Source organism: Gemmobacter serpentinus, assembly GCF_008973825.1.
Lineage (GTDB): Bacteria > Pseudomonadota > Alphaproteobacteria > Rhodobacterales > Rhodobacteraceae > Gemmobacter > Gemmobacter serpentinus.
Genome location: NZ_WCHR01000009.1, coordinates 35951 through 52566, shown reverse-complemented (window position 1 = coordinate 52566; position 16616 = coordinate 35951). Strand labels below are relative to the sequence as shown.

Here is a 16616-nt window from a genome sequence, read left to right as displayed (position 1 = left end):
CCGCGATGACCTCTTCGCCAACCCACAGCACCCCTATACCCGACAACTCTTCGCAGCAACACCCGTAACAGATGTGAACGAAATCCGAAAAAGGGTGGCCCGCCGCAAGGCCGCGCGTGCAGGCATCCCGGCCTGACGGCTTGGGCGGGGGCCGCACGCCCCCGCCCTTCGCAACGCGGCCCTTCACGGCCCTGCCCGCAGCAGAGCTGCCCTTCGCAAAGCTCTCCGTTGCAAAGCCGGACCAGCCTCGCCCCACGCCCTGCCAGATCAGAGGCGGGCTATTTCAACCCGTCCAGCGGCGACATATGGTAAAGCCGCAGGCCCGGCAGCACAGCCAGAACCAGACCAAGTCCAACCAGCCCCGCCACCATGCCGACCTCGCGCAGACCCAACTGGGCCCGCATCGCCACGCCGGTTTCCTGTGCGATGAGATCCGAGACAATGCTGGAACCCAGCCAGCCCAGCGGCAGGCCCAATACTGCGCCAGTCAGGATCATTGCGCCCACATAAAGCCAGACCACCAGAAAGATGAAAACCGCCGGTGCCCCCTGCGCCCGCAGCACCGCAAAGCGCCGCCGTTGCAGATCCAGCACCGCCAGAAGCCCGGTCAGGATCGCGGCCACCACCAGCACCTGCGCCGCCATGGTCAACGCCGACATGATGCGGGCGGCATCCCCCATCACCTGATACAGATCCACCAATGTCTCGGCGGGAAAAAAGGCCATCGTCTCCGCATCGCGGTAGCGCGACCGCAGGCCATAGGCGGCCGCCACGCTTTCGGGCTGCACCACGATGGCCGGCAGGCCGGGTAGCAACGCGGGGTCCCATGGCGGGCCGATCCGTTCATCGCCCGCCGGATGGCCGGTGCCCATGGCATGGGACAACCAGATATATTCAACCGGCACGATCACCGCGCGGTCCCATGGGGTTCCGGTGGCGGGCAGGCGGCCCGTCACCACCACATCGTCATGCAAATGGCCGTGATCCCCGGCACCGTGGCCATCATCCGCGCGGCCATCATCGGCCTGGGCGTGTTCGTCATGTCCTTCTTCGCCATGCCCTTCTTCGCCATGCCCATGATCCGTGTGGCCCTGTTCATCTTGCGCGTGGTCACTTTGGCTGTGCCCCTCATGCCCATGCTCGTCCTCAGCCGCGAAGCTGTCGGCATCCATGCCGCCGCTCAGGTCATCGGCATCGCCATGGCGGATCTCGAGTGCGGCCCCCATCTTCGCAGGCACCAGCGCGCCCACCACCGCCTCGTTGCGGCTGGTAAACACCCGGCCCTCGGCCAGTGCACCACCGCCCAGATGGGTGACAAAAGCGGGCGAGGTGCCCACCACCGGCGAATTGCCGTGGCTGTCACCAAAGGCGATGGGGGCCGCGAACCTTGCCGAAGGATCGGTCAGCACCCGATGCGCCACCGGACCGGGCAGCAGTTCCACCGCTGTGGGCCGCAGAAAGACGCTGGCGAACAGGATATCGGTCTGGCTGCCCGGCGCTGCCACGATCAGATCGAATTTGTCCGCCGCCCGGGCAGAGCCCTGCCGCAGCGCGCGTTCCTGCACCGAAATCGCGATACCAAGCGCCACCGTCACCGCGACAAGCAGCGTGAACAAGACCACCGTAAAGGGGTTGCGCGCCAAGGTCGCGCGAAGAACGGGAAGGGGATTCATAGGGTCGTAACCTCGCATCCGCGCTGCAGCCGCAGCCGCAGGTCGGCGCAGTCGATCAGCGCCGGGTCATGGCTCGCTGCGATGACGGTGCGGCCGGCGGCGCGCGCTTCCTCGCGCAGCATGGTGATGACCTCGGCGCCCGCGCCCGCATCGAGGCTGGCGGTCGGTTCGTCTGCAAACAGGATCGCGGGGCTGCGGATCAGCGCGCGCGCGATGGCCACACGCTGCTGCTCGCCCCGCGACAGCATCGATACCCGGCGGCGGGACGGCACGCCAAAGCGATCCAGCAACGCCGCCGCCCGGCTGCGCGCAGCCCCCGCGGAAAAGGCCGAGAACCAGACCGGCACCAGCACATTGTCCAGCGGCGACAGTTCCGGGATCAGGTGGAAATCCTGGAACACAAACCCCGCGCGCTCACGCCGCCAGCGATCGCGTGAGGTCTGCGACAGCGATTGCAGATGGGTGCCATCCCAGTTGATCCGTCCTTGCGTCGGCGCGATCAGGCCCGACAGAAGATAAAGCAGGGTCGATTTGCCGCCCCCCGACGGGCCGGTGATCACCACGAACTGCCCCGGCACGATCTTCAGTCCCGCCAGCGACAACAGCCGCTCGCCGGGGCGCAGATCGTGCTGCAGGCTGTCTACATCAAGGCGCGCCCCCGATTTGGTTGCACCCGCCATCACAGCTTCTCGAAACGCGTGCCGCGCAGGCGGACGAAGCTCAGAAAGCCGGTCTCGGCATCGGTTTCAAAGCCGGCTTCAAAGGTGCCTGTCGCGCGGATCAGATCGGTATAGCGCACCGGATCGACCGGGCCGTCGGTCAGCGCCAGCACGATATCATCGGGCCATTGCGCCTCGGTCTCGCAGAAGGGGCAGGTCGACATCGGCAGTTTGGTCAGCACGAAAAAGCTGATTTCCGGCTTCAGCGGCGGTGCCATATAGCCGATCATCTGCACCTCTTGCCCCGCAAGGCCAATGGCGCGCTCGGTCAGGGTGCGCCCGCGCAGGTAAAGGTCACGGAATTTCAGGGTTTCGGGCGCGGCCTGCGCCCGCAGCGGCAAACTGGCGGCCGCCATGGCGGCAAGGAAAGAACGGCGATCCATCAGAAAGCATCCTGGCTGATCGGGAAAAGGGGAAACCGCCGGTAGGCCCGGCGGTTTCGGTCATGCCCCTGTGGCTTACTTGCCCGCAGCGGCCAGGGCTGCGCGGGTCGACAGGCCGGTTGCGTGATCCATCACATGATAGACAAGGTTCTGCTCGACCACACCGTGGAACAGATGCGCCCAGGGGCCTTGGGCAAAGATCGCAACATCGTCTCCGGCATGGGTTTCGCTTTCGCCCAGCGGCACAAGGGCCTGTTGCAGGAAATCGATATCGGTGGTGTCGACGCCGGTCAGATCAGCGCGCGGCGCGTCAACCTTGGCGCCCGGACCATTCTGGTAGCCCAGCGTGGTATAGGGCTTGTTGTCATCCGCCGTGCCCGCGATGCCGAGGATCGGGTTGTTACGGGTCGGGTAGCCGGCGATCGAGAAGACGTGGCTGTGATCGGCGGTCAGGATGATCAGGGTCTCGTCCAGATCGACCTTTTCCGACACCGCTTTCACAGCCTCGGCGACAGCGATGGTATCGGTCAGCGCGCGGGCGGCATTGCCTGCGTGGTGGGCATGATCTACCCGGCCACCTTCGACCATCAGCAAGAAGCCGTCTTCGTTCTTGGCCAGCACGTCCAACGCCTTCACCGACATTTCGGCCAGCGACGGCTCGCCGCCCGCATCCTTGGCGCGGTCGGCCTCGTATTGCATATGGCTGCGGTTGAACAGCGCGAAGACCTTGCCGGACTTGGCCGGGTCAATGGCATCAAAGCCTTCCTTGTTCCAGGCAAAGACGCGATCATTGCCCTTGGCGAGCCATTCGGCGACCAGATCGCGGCCATCGGTGCGCGCGCCCATCTTGGTCTCGTCTTCCGGGTCAGCCTGGCTTTCCAGCATGAAGTTGCCACGGCCCCCACCCATGACGACCTCGAACCCGTCGCCTGCCGGCCAGTCGATCAGCTGGGCCGCGATGTCCTTGCAGCCATTCTGCACGGCTTCTTCGGGCAGGTTGCTGTTGTTTTCCCAGTCACGCCCGGCCACCTTGGCATAGGTCGCAGCCGGGGTGGCGTGGGTGATGCGCGCGGTCGACACGATCCCCGTCGAGAGGCCCGCCTGTTCGGCCAGTTCGAAGATGGTGGTGACTTCGGCACCCTTCTGGCTGGCGCAGTTTTCCAGCTTGATCGCCTGGGTCACGCCGATGGTGCCATTGACCGACTTCACGCCCGAAACCAGCGCGGTCGCGGTCGGGGCGGAATCTGCCACCTGGCTATCATGGGTATAGGTCTTGGACAGGGCGGTGTAGGGCAGCAGCGCCTCGAAGGACAGCACATTCGATTCGCCGTCCACGCCGCGCAGCTGGCCTTCGTGGATGCGCGAGGCGGTGATCGTCGGCACCGAGAGACCATCGACGACAAACAGGATCACGTTCTTGGCGCGGCGGGTATTGGGCTGGTCCGACAGCTTTTGCATCAGCTGTGCCTGGGCCGCGACGTAATAGGAATCGCCAGCTTGCTGGACAAGGCCTTCGGCCATGGCGGCGCCGGTCACGGCGGTCAGGCTGGTGCCGAGCATCAGGGTCTTGAGGATCTTTTGCATCGTCTCTCTCGATTGGGGCGCAAGGGATGCCCCGTCCTTAGCGTCGCGCTGTAACGCTTCGGTGAGGTGTTAAAGACAGTGATGCGACAGTGCCGGGGGTTTACGACAGCACCCCCGGGTTCATGTCGCCCTTGACCTGCCCTGCATCGCGGCGCGAAAAGCCGGTAACAGACCGCGCTTGCGGCAGACAAAGGGAGAGGATCTTGGCGAAGGCCCGCACAGCATCCGGCGTGAAGGCCCTGCGCGCAGCCCTTTGGGGCTTCGTGCTGCTGGCCGGGGTGGCCACGACCTGGCTGTTCCTGATCGCATCGCCGCCCGGCGCGCCGCAAGAGACCGCAGCTCTGGGGCAAGGTGCCTATCGGCTGGAAACCACACTTGGCACGCCCTTCACGGCGGAAAGCCTGCAAGGCCAGCCCGCGCTGGTTTTCTTCGGCTTCACCCATTGCCCCGATATCTGCCCCACCACGATGGGCGAGATTGCGCTCTGGCAAGAGGAACTCGGACCGCTGGCCGATGGGCTGCGGGTCTGGCTGATCACCGTCGACCCTGAACGCGACACCGTTGATGCGCTGCGCGATTACGTCTCGTGGTTGCCCAATGCCGCAGGCGTCACTGGTGCCCCGGCAGAGGTCGAAAAGGCGTTTGCCGCCTTCCGCATCACCGCCCGCAGAGTCGATCTTGGCGCGGGCGACTATTCTATGGATCACAGCGCGCCTGTCCTGCTGTTTGACGCAAATGGCCGGTATCGCGCGGCCTTTGGCTATCAGGAGGATGCGGCGAAGGTTCTGGCCAAGCTGCGTCCGGTGCTGGAGGGGGCAACATGACCGGATTGCGCGCGGGGCTGCTGATTGCCGGGCTGGCCATGCTGGCCATGGGCTTGGCGGGCCTTGGCTTCTGGGCGATGGGGCCAGAGGCACGGCAGGCGCTGATCCCGGAAGAGGTCGGGCAGGGCGCCTATATGTTGCAGTCCACCGCAGGGCAGGATTTCACCGAAGACAGCCTGAAGGGTCAGCCGTCACTGGTGTTCTTTGGTTTCACCCATTGCCCCGATGTCTGCCCGACGACTCTGGGCGATATCGCGTTGTGGCAGGACATGCTGGGGGATCGCGCGGCGGCCTTGCGGGTTTTCTTCATCACCGTCGACCCTGCGCGCGATACGGCTGCACGATTGGCGGATTATACCGGCTGGCTGACAGGCGTTCAGGGCGTCACCGGATCGCAAGCCGAGACGGATCGCGCCATCACCGCCTTCCGCGCCTTTGCCCGCAAGGTGCCGATGGAAGGCGGCGATTACACCATGGATCATTCCGCTTCGGTCCTGGTGTTTGACGCGCGCGGGCGCTTCACCGGCACCATCCCCTATCAAAGCGCGCCTGAGGTTGCGGTGGCAAAGATCATCGAGGCGCTTCAGTAGCTCGGCGGGCTGATCGCCCAGACCACCACCGTATCGCCCGGGCCGGGGTTGCGATAGCGATGCGGCTCGCGCGAGGAATGCGAGAAACTGTCGCCCGCCTGCAACATGAAATGGCGCTCCCCCACCCACAGCTCCATCTGGCCCGAAATCACCAGCCCGACCTCGTCGCCCTCATGGCTATAGGCCTGCGCCACCTCGCTGCCCGGCGGCATATGCGACTGGATCATTTCCAGCGTCATCGACATGCGCGGGGTCAGCAGTTCGTCCACGATGCCCTGTTCGTAATTCACCCGCAGCCGGTTGGCGCGGCGGATGACATAGCCGTGCTCCTCAACCGGGACCGCCTCTTCCTCACCGGAAAAGAACCATTGCACCGTGACGCCCAGATGATGCGCGATGGAGAACAGCGCATTGATCGAAGGCTCCGCCAGATTGCGCTCGATCTGCGACAGATAGCCGATGGACAGCCCGCAGCCTTCGGCCAGTTGCGCCAGCGTCATCTTCCGCCGCTTGCGCAACTGGCGCAAACGCTCCCCCAGGATCCGATCCGACCCTTCCGACAGGTCGGTGATGGATGGGACCGGCGGCTGATCTGGTTTCATCGGCACATCCCCAATTGCGTGCTTGCAAGATAAACGCGGGCGCTTATTCAGTTCTAGTAAAAATTGATGTTGATTTTTTTACAAGCCCTGTCATTCCTGATGCTGATCCGTCGGGGAGGGCGGAACGGGAGGATTGGCTCGCCCCAAGGGGCACGGCCCCATGCCCCCTGCCCTTCCACCGGACGCCGTTGCCCATGCCACCCCATCAGCCAGGCTGCCCCGATGTCCGTCGCACTTTTCCCCCATCTGTTCCGCCCGCTGGCCCTGCGTGGCACCACGCTGCGCAATCGGATCATGTCGACCGGACATGACACCTGCCTGCCCGAAAATGGGCAGGTGACCGAAAGCTATATCGCCTATCAGGAGGCGCGGGCGAAGGGGGGCGTCGGGCTGATCGTGACGCAGGTGGCCGGGGTGCATGAAACCGCGCGCTATACCTCGCATCTGATCATGGCCGATAGCGACGCCTGCATTCCCGGCTATCGCGAGCTGGCGCGGCGCTGCCATGCCCATGGCGCGGTGGTGGTGTCGCAGCTGTTCCATCCCGGGCGCGAGATCATGGAAAGCGCGAACGGGATGCTGGCGGTGGCCTATTCCGCGTCGGCCAGCCCCAATGAACGCTTTCGCATGATGCCACGCACGATGGATCGCGCCATGATCGCCGAGATCGTCGGGGGCTATGCGGGGGCTGCGCGCCGGATGTTTGAGGCGGGCATGGATGGTGTGGAGTTTGTGGCCTCCCACGGCTATCTGCCCGCGCAATTCCTGAACCCGCGCGTCAATCGTCGGACCGATGATTATGGCGGCAGCGATGAAAACCGGCTGCGCTTTCTGGTCGAGGCGCTGGAGGCGATGCGCGCCGCCACCTCCGATGACTTCATCATCGGCTTGCGCATTTCCGCCAATGAGCGTGACGAGGCAGGTCTGACCCATGCCGAGACGCTGTCTGCCTGCCGCGCATTGGGCGACCGCATCGATTACCTGTCGATCACGGTGGGCACCTCGGCCAGTCTGGGCGGCGCGATCCATATCGCAGCCCCGATGAACTTTCAGGCCGCCTATGCCGCGCCCGAGGCCAAGTCCTACAAACAGGCGCTATCTGTCCCGGTTTTCGTGGTGGGGCGGATCAACCAGCCGCAAGAGGCAGAGCTGGTGGTGGCGCGCGGCGAGGCCGATGGCTGCGGCATGACGCGGGCGCTGATCTGCGACCCGCAAATGCCCGCCAAGGCCGAGGAAGGGCGGTTTGACGATATCCGCGCCTGTATCGGCTGCAATCAGGCCTGTATCCACCATTTCCATCGCGGGTTGCCGGTCTCCTGCATCCAGCACCCGGAATCGGGGCGCGAGCTTGTTTTCGGTCAGCATCCCAAGGCTGCGACCAAGCGCCGGGTGATGGTGGTGGGCGGCGGCCCTGCCGGGCTGAAGGCCGCCGCCGTCGCCGCCGCGCGAGGTCATGACGTGACGCTGTTCGAAGCCGCCCCCCGCATCGGCGGGCAAGCCCTGCTGGCGCAGCTTTTGCCACATCGCGCCGAATTTGGCGGCATCGCCACCAACCTGACCCGCGAATGCGAGCTGGCAGGCGTTACCCTCCGCCGCAATGCCCGGGTCGATGCGGCAGTTTTGCGCGACTTCGCCCCCGATGCGGTCATCCTTGCGACCGGTGCCACGCCCTATGTGCCCGGCTTTGAGACCGATGAGGAAATGCAGGTGGTCACGGCCTGGCAGGTTTTGCAGGGTCAGGTGAAGGTCGGCGGGCGGGTGCTGGTCGCCGATTGGCGCGCTGACTGGATCGGGCCGGGCGTGGCCGAAATGCTGGCCCGCGCGGGCAGCCGCGTCGATCTGGCGGTGAATGGTCTGCATATGGGCGAAACCCTGCCCTATTATGTGCGCGACACCATCGCAGGCAACCTGCACCGGCTGGGCGTGGCGGTCACACCTTATGCGCGCCTTGTCGGCACCTTTGGCGATACCGTCTTCATGCAGCACACGGCGTCCGAGCAGATCATGGAGTTCGAGGGCGTCGACACGCTGGTCCTGTCAACCGGGCATCTGCCGGTGGACGGGCTGGCCGCCGAGATCGCGGCACTTGGGCTTGAATGTCACCCGGCGGGCGATTGCCTGACGCCGCGTACCGCCGAAGAGGCCGTTTATGAGGGGATGCTGGCCGGGCGTGCCGTCTGAGACGCGGATTTTCCAAAGTCGGGCAGCCTGCATATGGCCGGCCCGCGTGAAAACAGCCGGCCCGTATACGGGCGGGCTCAATCCCGCCAGCGCGCCCATTTGTCCTGAAAGCGATACCAGCTGCCGACCATCGGCAGAAACCACGGCCTGCCATCATAGGCTGGCAGCGCCGGAAAGCGCGTGTTCATCACGCCCCGGTCATGACCTGATCGGCCCAGCATGGCCTCGGCAATGCGGTGGCCCATATAGGTCGCCATCGAAATGCCATTGCCATTGTAGCAACTGGAATAGAACGCCCCGTCCGGCATCCGCCCCAGATGGGTGCAGAAATCCATCGCAAAGCTGACATTGCCCAGCCAGCTATGGCTGATCTCGGCCCGCGCCAGAGACGGGAAGGTATGCGCCATGAAGGCGCGCAGCCCTTCCGCCGATTGCACCTCGGTCGAGCTGCGGAACCGCGCGCGACCGCCAAACAGCATCCGCGTGCCATCGGGCGACCGGCGGAAGTAATACAGCACATGCTTGGTATCGGCGACGACCCGGTTACCGGGGATCAGCGCCTCCATCGCGTCAAATGGCTGCGGGGCGGTTGCGATCATATAGCTTTGCACCGGCACGATGCGCCGACGCAGCCATGGCAGTTCCGGCCCGGCATAGCCGTTGACCGCGATCAGCACCATATCGGGGCGCAGCACCACCGTGCCCTCTGGCCCTTGCAGGCGGGCAATGCCGCCCGTGCCGCCGATCCAGCGCCAGCCGGTATGAATCGCCACCCCCAGTTCCCGCGCCCGCCGCGCAAGCGCCCGCACATATTTCGCGGGATGCAGCGCCCCCCACCCTTCCTGCAACATGGCACCGCGATAGATGTCGGTCTGGATCAGCCTGTTCACCTGATCTGCCCCATGGATCGTCACGCGGTCACGCTCTGTCTGTGGCAGATCTGCGCGCCATGCCGTAAGCGAGGCCAGATCGTTGCGCGTATGCGCCCCGGTCACTGCCCCGCAGAGATTGAGGTCGAAATCATCGGACAGCGTCTTGGCCCGGTCCAGCAGGAAGGGCATCGCGCCGTCATAATCCTCCATGATCTGGCGGGCACGATCAGGCCCGAAACGACGCTCGGCCTGTTTCAGCGTGAATTTCGCACCATTGCCGATCTGGCCACCATTGCGCGAACTTGCGCCCTCGCCGATGCGCCCGGCATCGATCACCACGATATTCGACATGCCCGCCTCGGCCAGCGTGATGGCTGCGGACAGGCCGGTATAGCCCGCCCCCACGATCAGCGCCGAGGGGGATTCGGGTGGTGGCGATGCCAGCCCCTGCTCGGGCGGCGCATCCTCCCACCAGAACGGGGTCGTCTTCATCGCGAACCCCCTAAAGCGTCAGCGTGACATAGTATTTGCGCACCGTCACAAGCGTGCGCCACAGCCCGTGAAAGCCGGGCGGGATGGTCACCACATCGCCCGCCCCAAAGCGCTGCGGCGCGCCGCCATCGGCGGTCAGTTCGATCTCGCCTTGCAGAATATGGAACTGCTCCCAAGTCTGGGCATCCCGCGCCATACGATGCGCGCCGGGCGTGCCTGACCAGAAGCCGGTCGCGGCCGGGACATCCGAGATTTCCCATGTGGTGAAAACCGGATCACCCTCCACCACCCGCTCTGCTGCCGGGCGCGCGGTAACACCCGCCCCCAGATCTGCCGTTGCGATGCTTTCGATCAGGCCCATTCTGCCCCCCTCAGCCAATCAATGTCACGTCACCGGGCGCAAAACTTGCAAAGACCTTCGCCCCGGCCGCGTGAATGCCCGACCGCGCCGCTCCATAGGCGCTGATCTCCTTGCCCGATCCCAGCCGCAGCGCATAAAGCGCGCGGTCCCCGGAATAGGTGGAATGCAGCACCTCGGCGGCCAAGGCCACGCGGCCCGCATCCGGGGCCTCGGTCAGAATGGTGATATCCTCGGGCCGCACCATCAGATCGACGCGGCCTTGCGGGCGGTCCGTCAGGCCCAGCTGCACCTCAAGCGCGTCGCCGCGGAAATCGAGGCCCGACGCGCCACGCACCATCTCGCCCGCGAAGATGTTGGACTTTCCGATGAAATCCGCCGTAAAGCGCGAGGCGGGATTGCGATAGAGGTTGAAGGCGGTGTCGAACTGTTCGATCCGGCCATGGTTCATCACCGCGATCCGGTCGGACATATGCATGGCCTCTTCCTGATCGTGGGTCACGTTGATGAAGGTGGTGCCAAGGGTCTGGTGGATCTGGCGCAGCTCTTCCTGCAGATCGACGCGCAGCTTCTTGTCCAGCGCCGACATCGGCTCGTCCAGCAGCAGCACATCGGGCTTGAAGACCAGCGCGCGTGCCAGCGCCACGCGCTGTTGCTGCCCGCCAGACAGTTCCGACGGGCGGCGGTCGATAAAGCGGGTCAGTTGCACCAGATCCAGCATTTCGCGCACGCGGGTCTCGATCTGGTCGCGCGGCAGGCGGCGCACCTTCAGCGGATAGGCGATATTGTCGCGCACCGTCATATGCGGGAACAGCGCATAGCCCTGAAATACCAGACCGAAATTGCGCACCTCTGGCTTCAGTTCGGTGATGTTGCGGCCCCCGAGGGTGATTGCCCCGTCCGACACGCTTTCAAAGCCCGCAAGGATCTTCAAGAGCGTGGTCTTGCCGGAACCGGATGGGCCGAGCAGCGTGACGAACTCGCCCTTGCCAATCGACAGCGAGACATCGAACAGCGCCTGCGTTGCGCCATAGAACTTGTTGATATGGCTGATTTCAAGCGAGGCCATGGGCAAAATCCTGAACTTTGGGATCGGTCATCAATTCCGGGTCTCCCCGCGTTTTTGCAGCCGGTTCAGCGCGATGATGAACAGGCAGGAGACGATGGAGAGCAGCAGCGCCACCACGACGATGGTCGGCTCCAGCCGGTCACGCAGGCTGGAAAACAGCGTGATTGGCAGGGTTTGTGATTGCGGCGAGGCAAGGAACAGCGCCACCACCACCTCATCAAACGAGGTGATGAAGGCAAACAGCGCCCCGGTGGCAAAGCCCGGCATGGCCAGCGGCAGCGTCACGGTTTGAAAGCGATACCAGCGCGATGCCCCCATTGAGGCGGCGGCGCGGTCCAGCTCGGGGTCCAAGCCCTTCAGCGAGGTCATCACCGACAGAAATACCAAAGGTGCGGCCAGGATCGTATGCGCCATGACCAGCGACAGATAGCCGCCGCCCACACCCATGCGGCCAAAGGCATAGGCCATGGCAACCCCCAGCACGACCGAGGGGATCACGATGGGCGAGACGAACAGCGCCGACAGCACCAGTTGCCCCCATTTGCCCATCAGCATAGTGCCCATGGCAGCCATTCCGCCCACCAGCAGCGCCACGATCATCGTGCCAAGCGCCACTTTCAGGCTGTTCATCAGCGAGGCCAGCCATGGCGGTGCGGTGAAGAACACCTCAAACCAGCGGAAGGTGAACCCGTCCATCGGATAGGTCAGGAAAGAGCTGTCATTGAACGCCAAAGGCAGCACGATCAACAGCGGTGCCACCAGAAAGAAGAAGGCAAAGACCAGCGAGGACCAATAGATGATGCGCGACATCAGGCGGCCTCCGCTTCCGGTTTGGCGGCCTTGTTCCAGCCGAAGGCGCGGCGCAGCAGCGCGCCGGTAACCAGAAGCCCCACCACGCAGACCAGCAGCAGCAGCGACAGCACCGAGGCCATGCCCCAGTTCAGCCCCTTCCGCACGAAATCGGCGATGTAATAGGACAGCATCTGGTCGCCCGGGCCGCCGGTCAGCGCCGGTGTGACATAGAAGCCAAGCGCCAGAATGAAAACGGTGCCGCCCCCAACCGCCACACCACGCAGCGATTGCGGGAAATAGACCCGCAGGAAGGTTTCAATCGGCCCGGCCCCAAGGCTGCGCGAAGCCTGCGCCTGCGCGGGCGGAATGGTGCGCATCACGTTGATCATCGGCAGAATGGCGAAGGGCAGCAGAACATGGGTCATTGCGACCACAGTGCCGAAGCGGTTGAAGATCAGTTGCAGCGGCTCGGTGATGAGGTTCAGCCAGATCAGGAAGCCATTCAGCAAACCATTGGTCTGCAACAGCACGACCCAGGCCGTGGTCCGCACCAGAATCGAGGTCCAGAACGACAACAGCACCGCCATCAGCACGATGGCCTGCACCCGGCTGGACCCGGTCGCCACCGCATAGGCCAGCGGATAGCCGATCAGCAGGGTCAGCAGGGTCACTTGCAGGCCGATGACAAAGGTGCGCAGCAGGATGCGCAAATAGATGTCATCGCCCGGTGCGATACTATAGCCGCCATCGGCACCGGGCTTGACCCCGGTGGCCTTCTGGAAATGCCGCCAGGTGATCGGCTCCACATTGCGGCGCACCACATCCCAGATCGCAGGATCGCCCCAGCGGGGATCAAAGGCGGTCAGGCCAGCTACGGTCGGCACGATCTCATCTGCTTCATTGCCGGTGTCGATGATCAGCGACCGCATCCCCCCCAATTCCTGGTTGAACATGCGCCCGACCTCGGCCCGGTCCTTTTTCGCCATGGCCTGCAAATCGCTGAGCAGGGCGGCGGCGGCAGGGTCATCCACCTCAGCGCTGTCGCTGAAATGCGCGGAAAGGGCCGGAAAGCGGGTGCTCAGCGCACCATTGTCGACGCTGAGACCGCCGATGGAAATCAGCGGCAAAAGATAAAGCGCGATGTAGACAGCAACCGGCAGGACAAGCAGCGTGATCGCTGCCAACAGGGTGCTTGGGGCCTTCTGCATCCGGGGAACTCCGGTTCAGGTGGATTGCTGTTGGGGCGGCTCCGCGCAGGTCGATCTGCCTGCGCGGGGCCAGTTTGGTCGGGCAAGGATTACTGGGTGACCCAGTTGTTCCAGCGTTCCGAGATCGCGTCGTTATGATCGATCCAGAACGCATCCGAGAAGAACAGGCCGGTCTCGATATTCTTGCCCGCCGGCAGCTCCGCCGCATCCTCGGGCGACATCAGGGCCGGGGTCTCGATATTGGTCGGGCCATAGGGCATCTTCTTGGAAAACTCGGCCTGACGTGCCGCATCATTGGCGTAGTTCAGGAATTCGAAAGCGAGTTCCTTGTTCGGCGAATTGGCCGGGATCGCCCAAGCGTCGATCGAATAGATCGGGTTCACCCAGAGAAACTCCAGCGGCTTGCCCTCACGCTTGGCCGCGGTGATGCGGGCATTATACGAGAAGGTCATGACGACGTTGTTTGCCGCCAGCCATTCCACCGGCTGCGCACCGGCATCCCAGAATTGCAGGTCTTTCTTGATGGTATCCAGCTTGGCGAAGGCGCGGTCGATGCCCTCGGGCGTGTTCATCACCGTATAGATTTCCTCGGGCTTCACGCCATCGGCCATCAGTGCCAGTTCCAGGTTGAACTTCGGCCCGGTGCGCATGGCGCGCTTGCCCGGCCATTTCTCGGTGTTGAAGAAATCGCCCAGATTGGCGGGGGCTTCGCCGATGGTGTCCTTGTTATAGGCAAGGCCGGTGCCGATCACCACATTGCCCACGCCGCAGGGCTGGATCGCATCCTTCACCAGTTGATCCTTCAGCGGCACCGCGTCCCAGTCGATTTCCTCGAACAGACCTTCGTCACAGCCCACCTGCAGATCGGCACCTTCAACGATGACCAGATCCCAGGTCACATCGCCGGTATCGGCCATGGTCTTCACCTCGGCCAACCCGCCAAGATAGGTGGTTTCGGTGAATTTGATGCCCTTCTCCGTCGCGAAAGGCTGGAAATAGGCATCGCGCTGCGCGTCCTGATAGTTTCCGCCCCAGCCGGCAATCACCAGATCGCGCGCGCCCGCCGCCTGTGCAGCAAACAGGGCCACGGCCGAAACGGCCGCAAGCTTCAGATGTCTGACCATGTTATCCTCCCTGATGCCCCCCGGCGGTCTCTCCGGGGAACGATTCGTCCCGACACTCCTCAATGCCGGCTGGTGGCAGATGCCCCTGAGATGAATTGAACAAAGGATGAAATTTTTGGCAAGAAAATTTAATTGATACTCAGGAAATTCAGGTTAGCTTTGGTTGATGCCCTGAACTGGACTGGCCGATGACCGCCCTTCCCCCCTCTGATCCATCCGCGACCGAGCCGTCGCCGCGCCGGGCGCCGCTGGCCTCGGCTGAGGCCGCCGAGATCGGGCGCAAGCTACGGCTGCGCCGCAAGCGCCGTCAGCTTTCGCTGAAGGAGGTGTCGGAAAAATCCGGGCTTTCCATCGGTTTGCTCAGCCTTGTGGAACGCGGGCTGACCATGCCCTCGGTCCGCTCGATGCGGGCGATCTGCGGGGCGCTGGATATGCCGGTGCTCTGGCTGTTCGAGGGCGGCGAGGGCGAGGCCGCGCAGGAGGCCGACATTGTGGTGCGCCAGCCCGCGCGACGGCGTCTGGCCTATTCCGACAATGGTATCCAGAAGGAATTGCTGACCCCCGACAGCCAGCCGCATATCCAGATGCTGCGATTCGTGCTGCAAGCCGGGGCGGATTCGGGCGATCCCTACAGCAATGACGCGGGCGGAAAATGCGGCATCGTGCTGCGCGGCAGGCTGGGCCTTGCGCTGGACGATCGGCAATTCAGCATTGCAACGGGCGACAGTTTTGCCTTTGACGCCCGCCAGAAGGTGCGCTTTTGGGCAGAAGGCCCGGAGGATTGCGAGGTGATCTGGGTCGTGGCCCCGCCAACGGTTTGACATCACCGCAATGCAAGGCGGATCACCCTTGCCGCGTGATCCGCATCATCCGTCCCGCCGCAATGGCCAGCACCGCGCTGCCAAGACTGAACAGCGCGCCCATCTTGGCTGCATCCTGCACCGGCCCCGACGGGAAGGCGACCGCCGCCACGAACAGTGCCACGGTAAAGCCGATGGCCGCAACCAAGCCCACGACCGGCAGATCGCGCAACACCATCCCCTCGGGAAGACCGAGCCGCAGCACATTGGCCGCAAACCACCCGAACAGCGTGATACCCAGCGGCTTGCCGATCACCAAACCGGCCAGAACCAGCCATGTCGGTGCCGAGATCGCGCTGAATTCCACCCCCGCATTCATCAGGCCAAAGGCAAGCAGCACGAATTGCACCGGCAGTTTCAGGGCATGTTCCATCCGGTTCAGCAGGTCGGTGGCCCCGGCCTCATCGGCGGCAAAGACGCCGAAATCGCGCTCGGCATGGGGGATGGCGGGGATGATCGGCAGCAGGCCAAGCGCCGGGTGCAGCCCGGCGCGATAGAACGCATACCAACTGATGCAACCCGCGATGATATAGGGCCATGCCGCCAATACCCTGCGCGCACGCGTCGACCAGCCCCGCGCAGGATCGTCCCCATCGAGCCACCGCGGCAGCCAATTCGCCAGCAGCCAGACCCCGGCTGCCGCCGCAAGCGAAACCAGCAGCCACAGCGGCACAACATCGCCGGTCGGATAGAACACCGCCAGAATGGCAAGCCCGCCTGCATCATCGGCAATGGCCAGCAACAGCAGAAATCCGATGGCGGGGTGGCGGGCGCCAAACACGATGCGCCCGACCAGATAGGAAAAGGCGATATCGGTCGCGGTCGGGATCGCCCAGCCCCGGCCCACCTCGGCCAGAATGCCAAGGCTTGCGGCCAGCGTCAGATAGACCAGCACCGGCCCGGCCATCCCGCCCAGTGTGGCGATCAGCGGCGTCAAGGCCCGCCGCCCGCGCAGCGATCCGTCCTTCAGGATCACCGCCTCCCAGACCTCTTTCGCGGCCATGGCGAAGAACAGCGCCATCAGCACGTCATTTATCAGGAAATGCAGGGTCAGAACCCGCATCGGCTGGCCGTCATGCTGTTCAATCAGGCCGATGGGGGCATCGATCCAAAGCGGGAGATGCACGAGATGGTGATAGCTGTCGGGTGCCATATTGGCCCAGATCAATGCGGCCAATGCGCCACCGACCAGCAGCAGCGAATATTGGGTGATAAAATTCCAGATCCGATACATCGCGCCCCCCGGTTCGGGAGTCTGCCTAACAAAACTGACGCTTCTGGCAAA

At 64.1% G+C, this 16616-nt stretch carries 17 protein-coding genes; 5 read left to right on the top strand and 12 right to left on the bottom strand.

All coding sequences use genetic code 11. The features are described 5' to 3' along the window. On the top strand, positions 1 to 136 hold a 136-nt coding region (locus tag GBJ34_RS06390; protein WP_449727758.1), incomplete at its 5' end, for an ABC transporter ATP-binding protein. 142 nt (positions 137 to 278) lie between these two features. Here the strand turns inward: GBJ34_RS06390 and GBJ34_RS06385 are convergent. From GBJ34_RS06385 to GBJ34_RS06370, 4 genes are all read right to left on the bottom strand, one after another. Further along, positions 279 to 1673: an FtsX-like permease family protein gene (locus tag GBJ34_RS06385; RefSeq protein ID WP_192931122.1), complete on the bottom strand. Its 1395-nt coding sequence runs from the start codon at positions 1671 to 1673 to the stop codon at positions 279 to 281. Beyond that, positions 1670 to 2353, bottom strand: coding sequence for an ABC transporter ATP-binding protein (locus tag GBJ34_RS06380; RefSeq protein ID WP_151718439.1), 684 nt, complete (start codon positions 2351 to 2353; stop codon positions 1670 to 1672). Before GBJ34_RS06380 ends, GBJ34_RS06385 begins: the two co-directional genes overlap by 4 nt. Next, positions 2353 to 2775 (bottom strand): hypothetical protein, encoded by a 423-nt coding sequence (locus tag GBJ34_RS06375; protein WP_151718438.1) that lies wholly within the window; start codon positions 2773 to 2775, stop codon positions 2353 to 2355. Before GBJ34_RS06375 ends, GBJ34_RS06380 begins: the two co-directional genes overlap by 1 nt. A gap of 75 nt (positions 2776 to 2850) precedes the next feature. Then, positions 2851 to 4359, bottom strand: coding sequence for an alkaline phosphatase (locus GBJ34_RS06370; protein WP_151718437.1), 1509 nt, complete (start codon positions 4357 to 4359; stop codon positions 2851 to 2853). A 203-nt stretch (positions 4360 to 4562) separates the two neighbouring features. Between GBJ34_RS06370 and GBJ34_RS06365 the strand changes: the two genes are divergently transcribed. Beyond that, positions 4563 to 5183, top strand: a complete 621-nt coding sequence (locus GBJ34_RS06365) for an SCO family protein (RefSeq protein ID WP_226341069.1) — start codon at positions 4563 to 4565, stop codon at positions 5181 to 5183. Continuing rightward, positions 5180 to 5773 carry an SCO family protein gene (locus tag GBJ34_RS06360; protein ID WP_151718436.1) on the top strand — a complete coding sequence of 198 codons (594 nt, stop codon included), beginning with the start codon at positions 5180 to 5182 and terminating at the stop codon, positions 5771 to 5773. The genes GBJ34_RS06365 and GBJ34_RS06360 overlap by 4 nt, the downstream gene beginning before the upstream one ends. Here GBJ34_RS06360 and GBJ34_RS06355 read toward each other — a convergent pair. Continuing rightward, positions 5767 to 6375, bottom strand: coding sequence for a helix-turn-helix domain-containing protein (locus GBJ34_RS06355; RefSeq protein ID WP_151718435.1), 609 nt, complete (start codon positions 6373 to 6375; stop codon positions 5767 to 5769). The two genes, GBJ34_RS06360 and GBJ34_RS06355, sit on opposite strands and share 7 nt — an antisense overlap. Positions 6376 to 6597: 222 nt before the next feature. On the opposite strand from GBJ34_RS06355, the gene GBJ34_RS06350 reads away from it, so the two are divergent. Further along, positions 6598 to 8556, top strand: coding sequence for an oxidoreductase (locus tag GBJ34_RS06350; RefSeq protein WP_151718434.1), 1959 nt, complete (start codon positions 6598 to 6600; stop codon positions 8554 to 8556). 77 nt (positions 8557 to 8633) lie between these two features. Here the strand turns inward: GBJ34_RS06350 and GBJ34_RS06345 are convergent, their stop codons facing one another. The 6 genes from GBJ34_RS06345 to GBJ34_RS06320 all read right to left on the bottom strand — a co-directional run bounded on the left by GBJ34_RS06345 (position 8634) and on the right by GBJ34_RS06320 (position 14471). Next, positions 8634 to 9920: an NAD(P)/FAD-dependent oxidoreductase gene (locus GBJ34_RS06345; RefSeq protein WP_151718433.1), complete on the bottom strand. Its 1287-nt coding sequence runs from the start codon at positions 9918 to 9920 to the stop codon at positions 8634 to 8636. Positions 9921 to 9930: 10 nt separating this feature from the next. Beyond that, positions 9931 to 10281, bottom strand: a complete 351-nt coding sequence (locus GBJ34_RS06340; RefSeq protein ID WP_151718432.1) for a cupin domain-containing protein — start codon at positions 10279 to 10281, stop codon at positions 9931 to 9933. A 10-nt stretch (positions 10282 to 10291) separates the two neighbouring features. Further along, positions 10292 to 11347: an ABC transporter ATP-binding protein gene (locus GBJ34_RS06335; protein ID WP_151718431.1), complete on the bottom strand. Its 1056-nt coding sequence runs from the start codon at positions 11345 to 11347 to the stop codon at positions 10292 to 10294. 30 nt (positions 11348 to 11377) lie between these two features. Further along, positions 11378 to 12157: an ABC transporter permease gene (locus tag GBJ34_RS06330; protein ID WP_151718430.1), complete on the bottom strand. Its 780-nt coding sequence runs from the start codon at positions 12155 to 12157 to the stop codon at positions 11378 to 11380. Then, positions 12157 to 13347, bottom strand: a complete 1191-nt coding sequence (locus tag GBJ34_RS06325) for an ABC transporter permease (RefSeq protein ID WP_151718429.1) — start codon at positions 13345 to 13347, stop codon at positions 12157 to 12159. The genes GBJ34_RS06330 and GBJ34_RS06325 overlap by 1 nt, the downstream gene beginning before the upstream one ends. An 89-nt stretch (positions 13348 to 13436) precedes the next feature. Further along, positions 13437 to 14471 carry an ABC transporter substrate-binding protein gene (locus GBJ34_RS06320; protein WP_151718428.1) on the bottom strand — a complete coding sequence of 345 codons (1035 nt, stop codon included), beginning with the start codon at positions 14469 to 14471 and terminating at the stop codon, positions 13437 to 13439. A gap of 188 nt (positions 14472 to 14659) precedes the next feature. Between GBJ34_RS06320 and GBJ34_RS06315 the strand changes: the two genes are divergently transcribed. After that, entirely contained in the window at positions 14660 to 15292 is a 633-nt protein-coding gene (locus GBJ34_RS06315; protein ID WP_151718427.1) for a helix-turn-helix domain-containing protein, read from the top strand. A gap of 22 nt (positions 15293 to 15314) precedes the next feature. Here the strand turns inward: GBJ34_RS06315 and GBJ34_RS06310 are convergent, their stop codons facing one another. After that, positions 15315 to 16565 (bottom strand): Na+/H+ antiporter NhaA, encoded by a 1251-nt coding sequence (locus GBJ34_RS06310; protein WP_151718426.1) that lies wholly within the window; start codon positions 16563 to 16565, stop codon positions 15315 to 15317. Positions 16566 to 16616 lie beyond the last annotated feature (51 nt).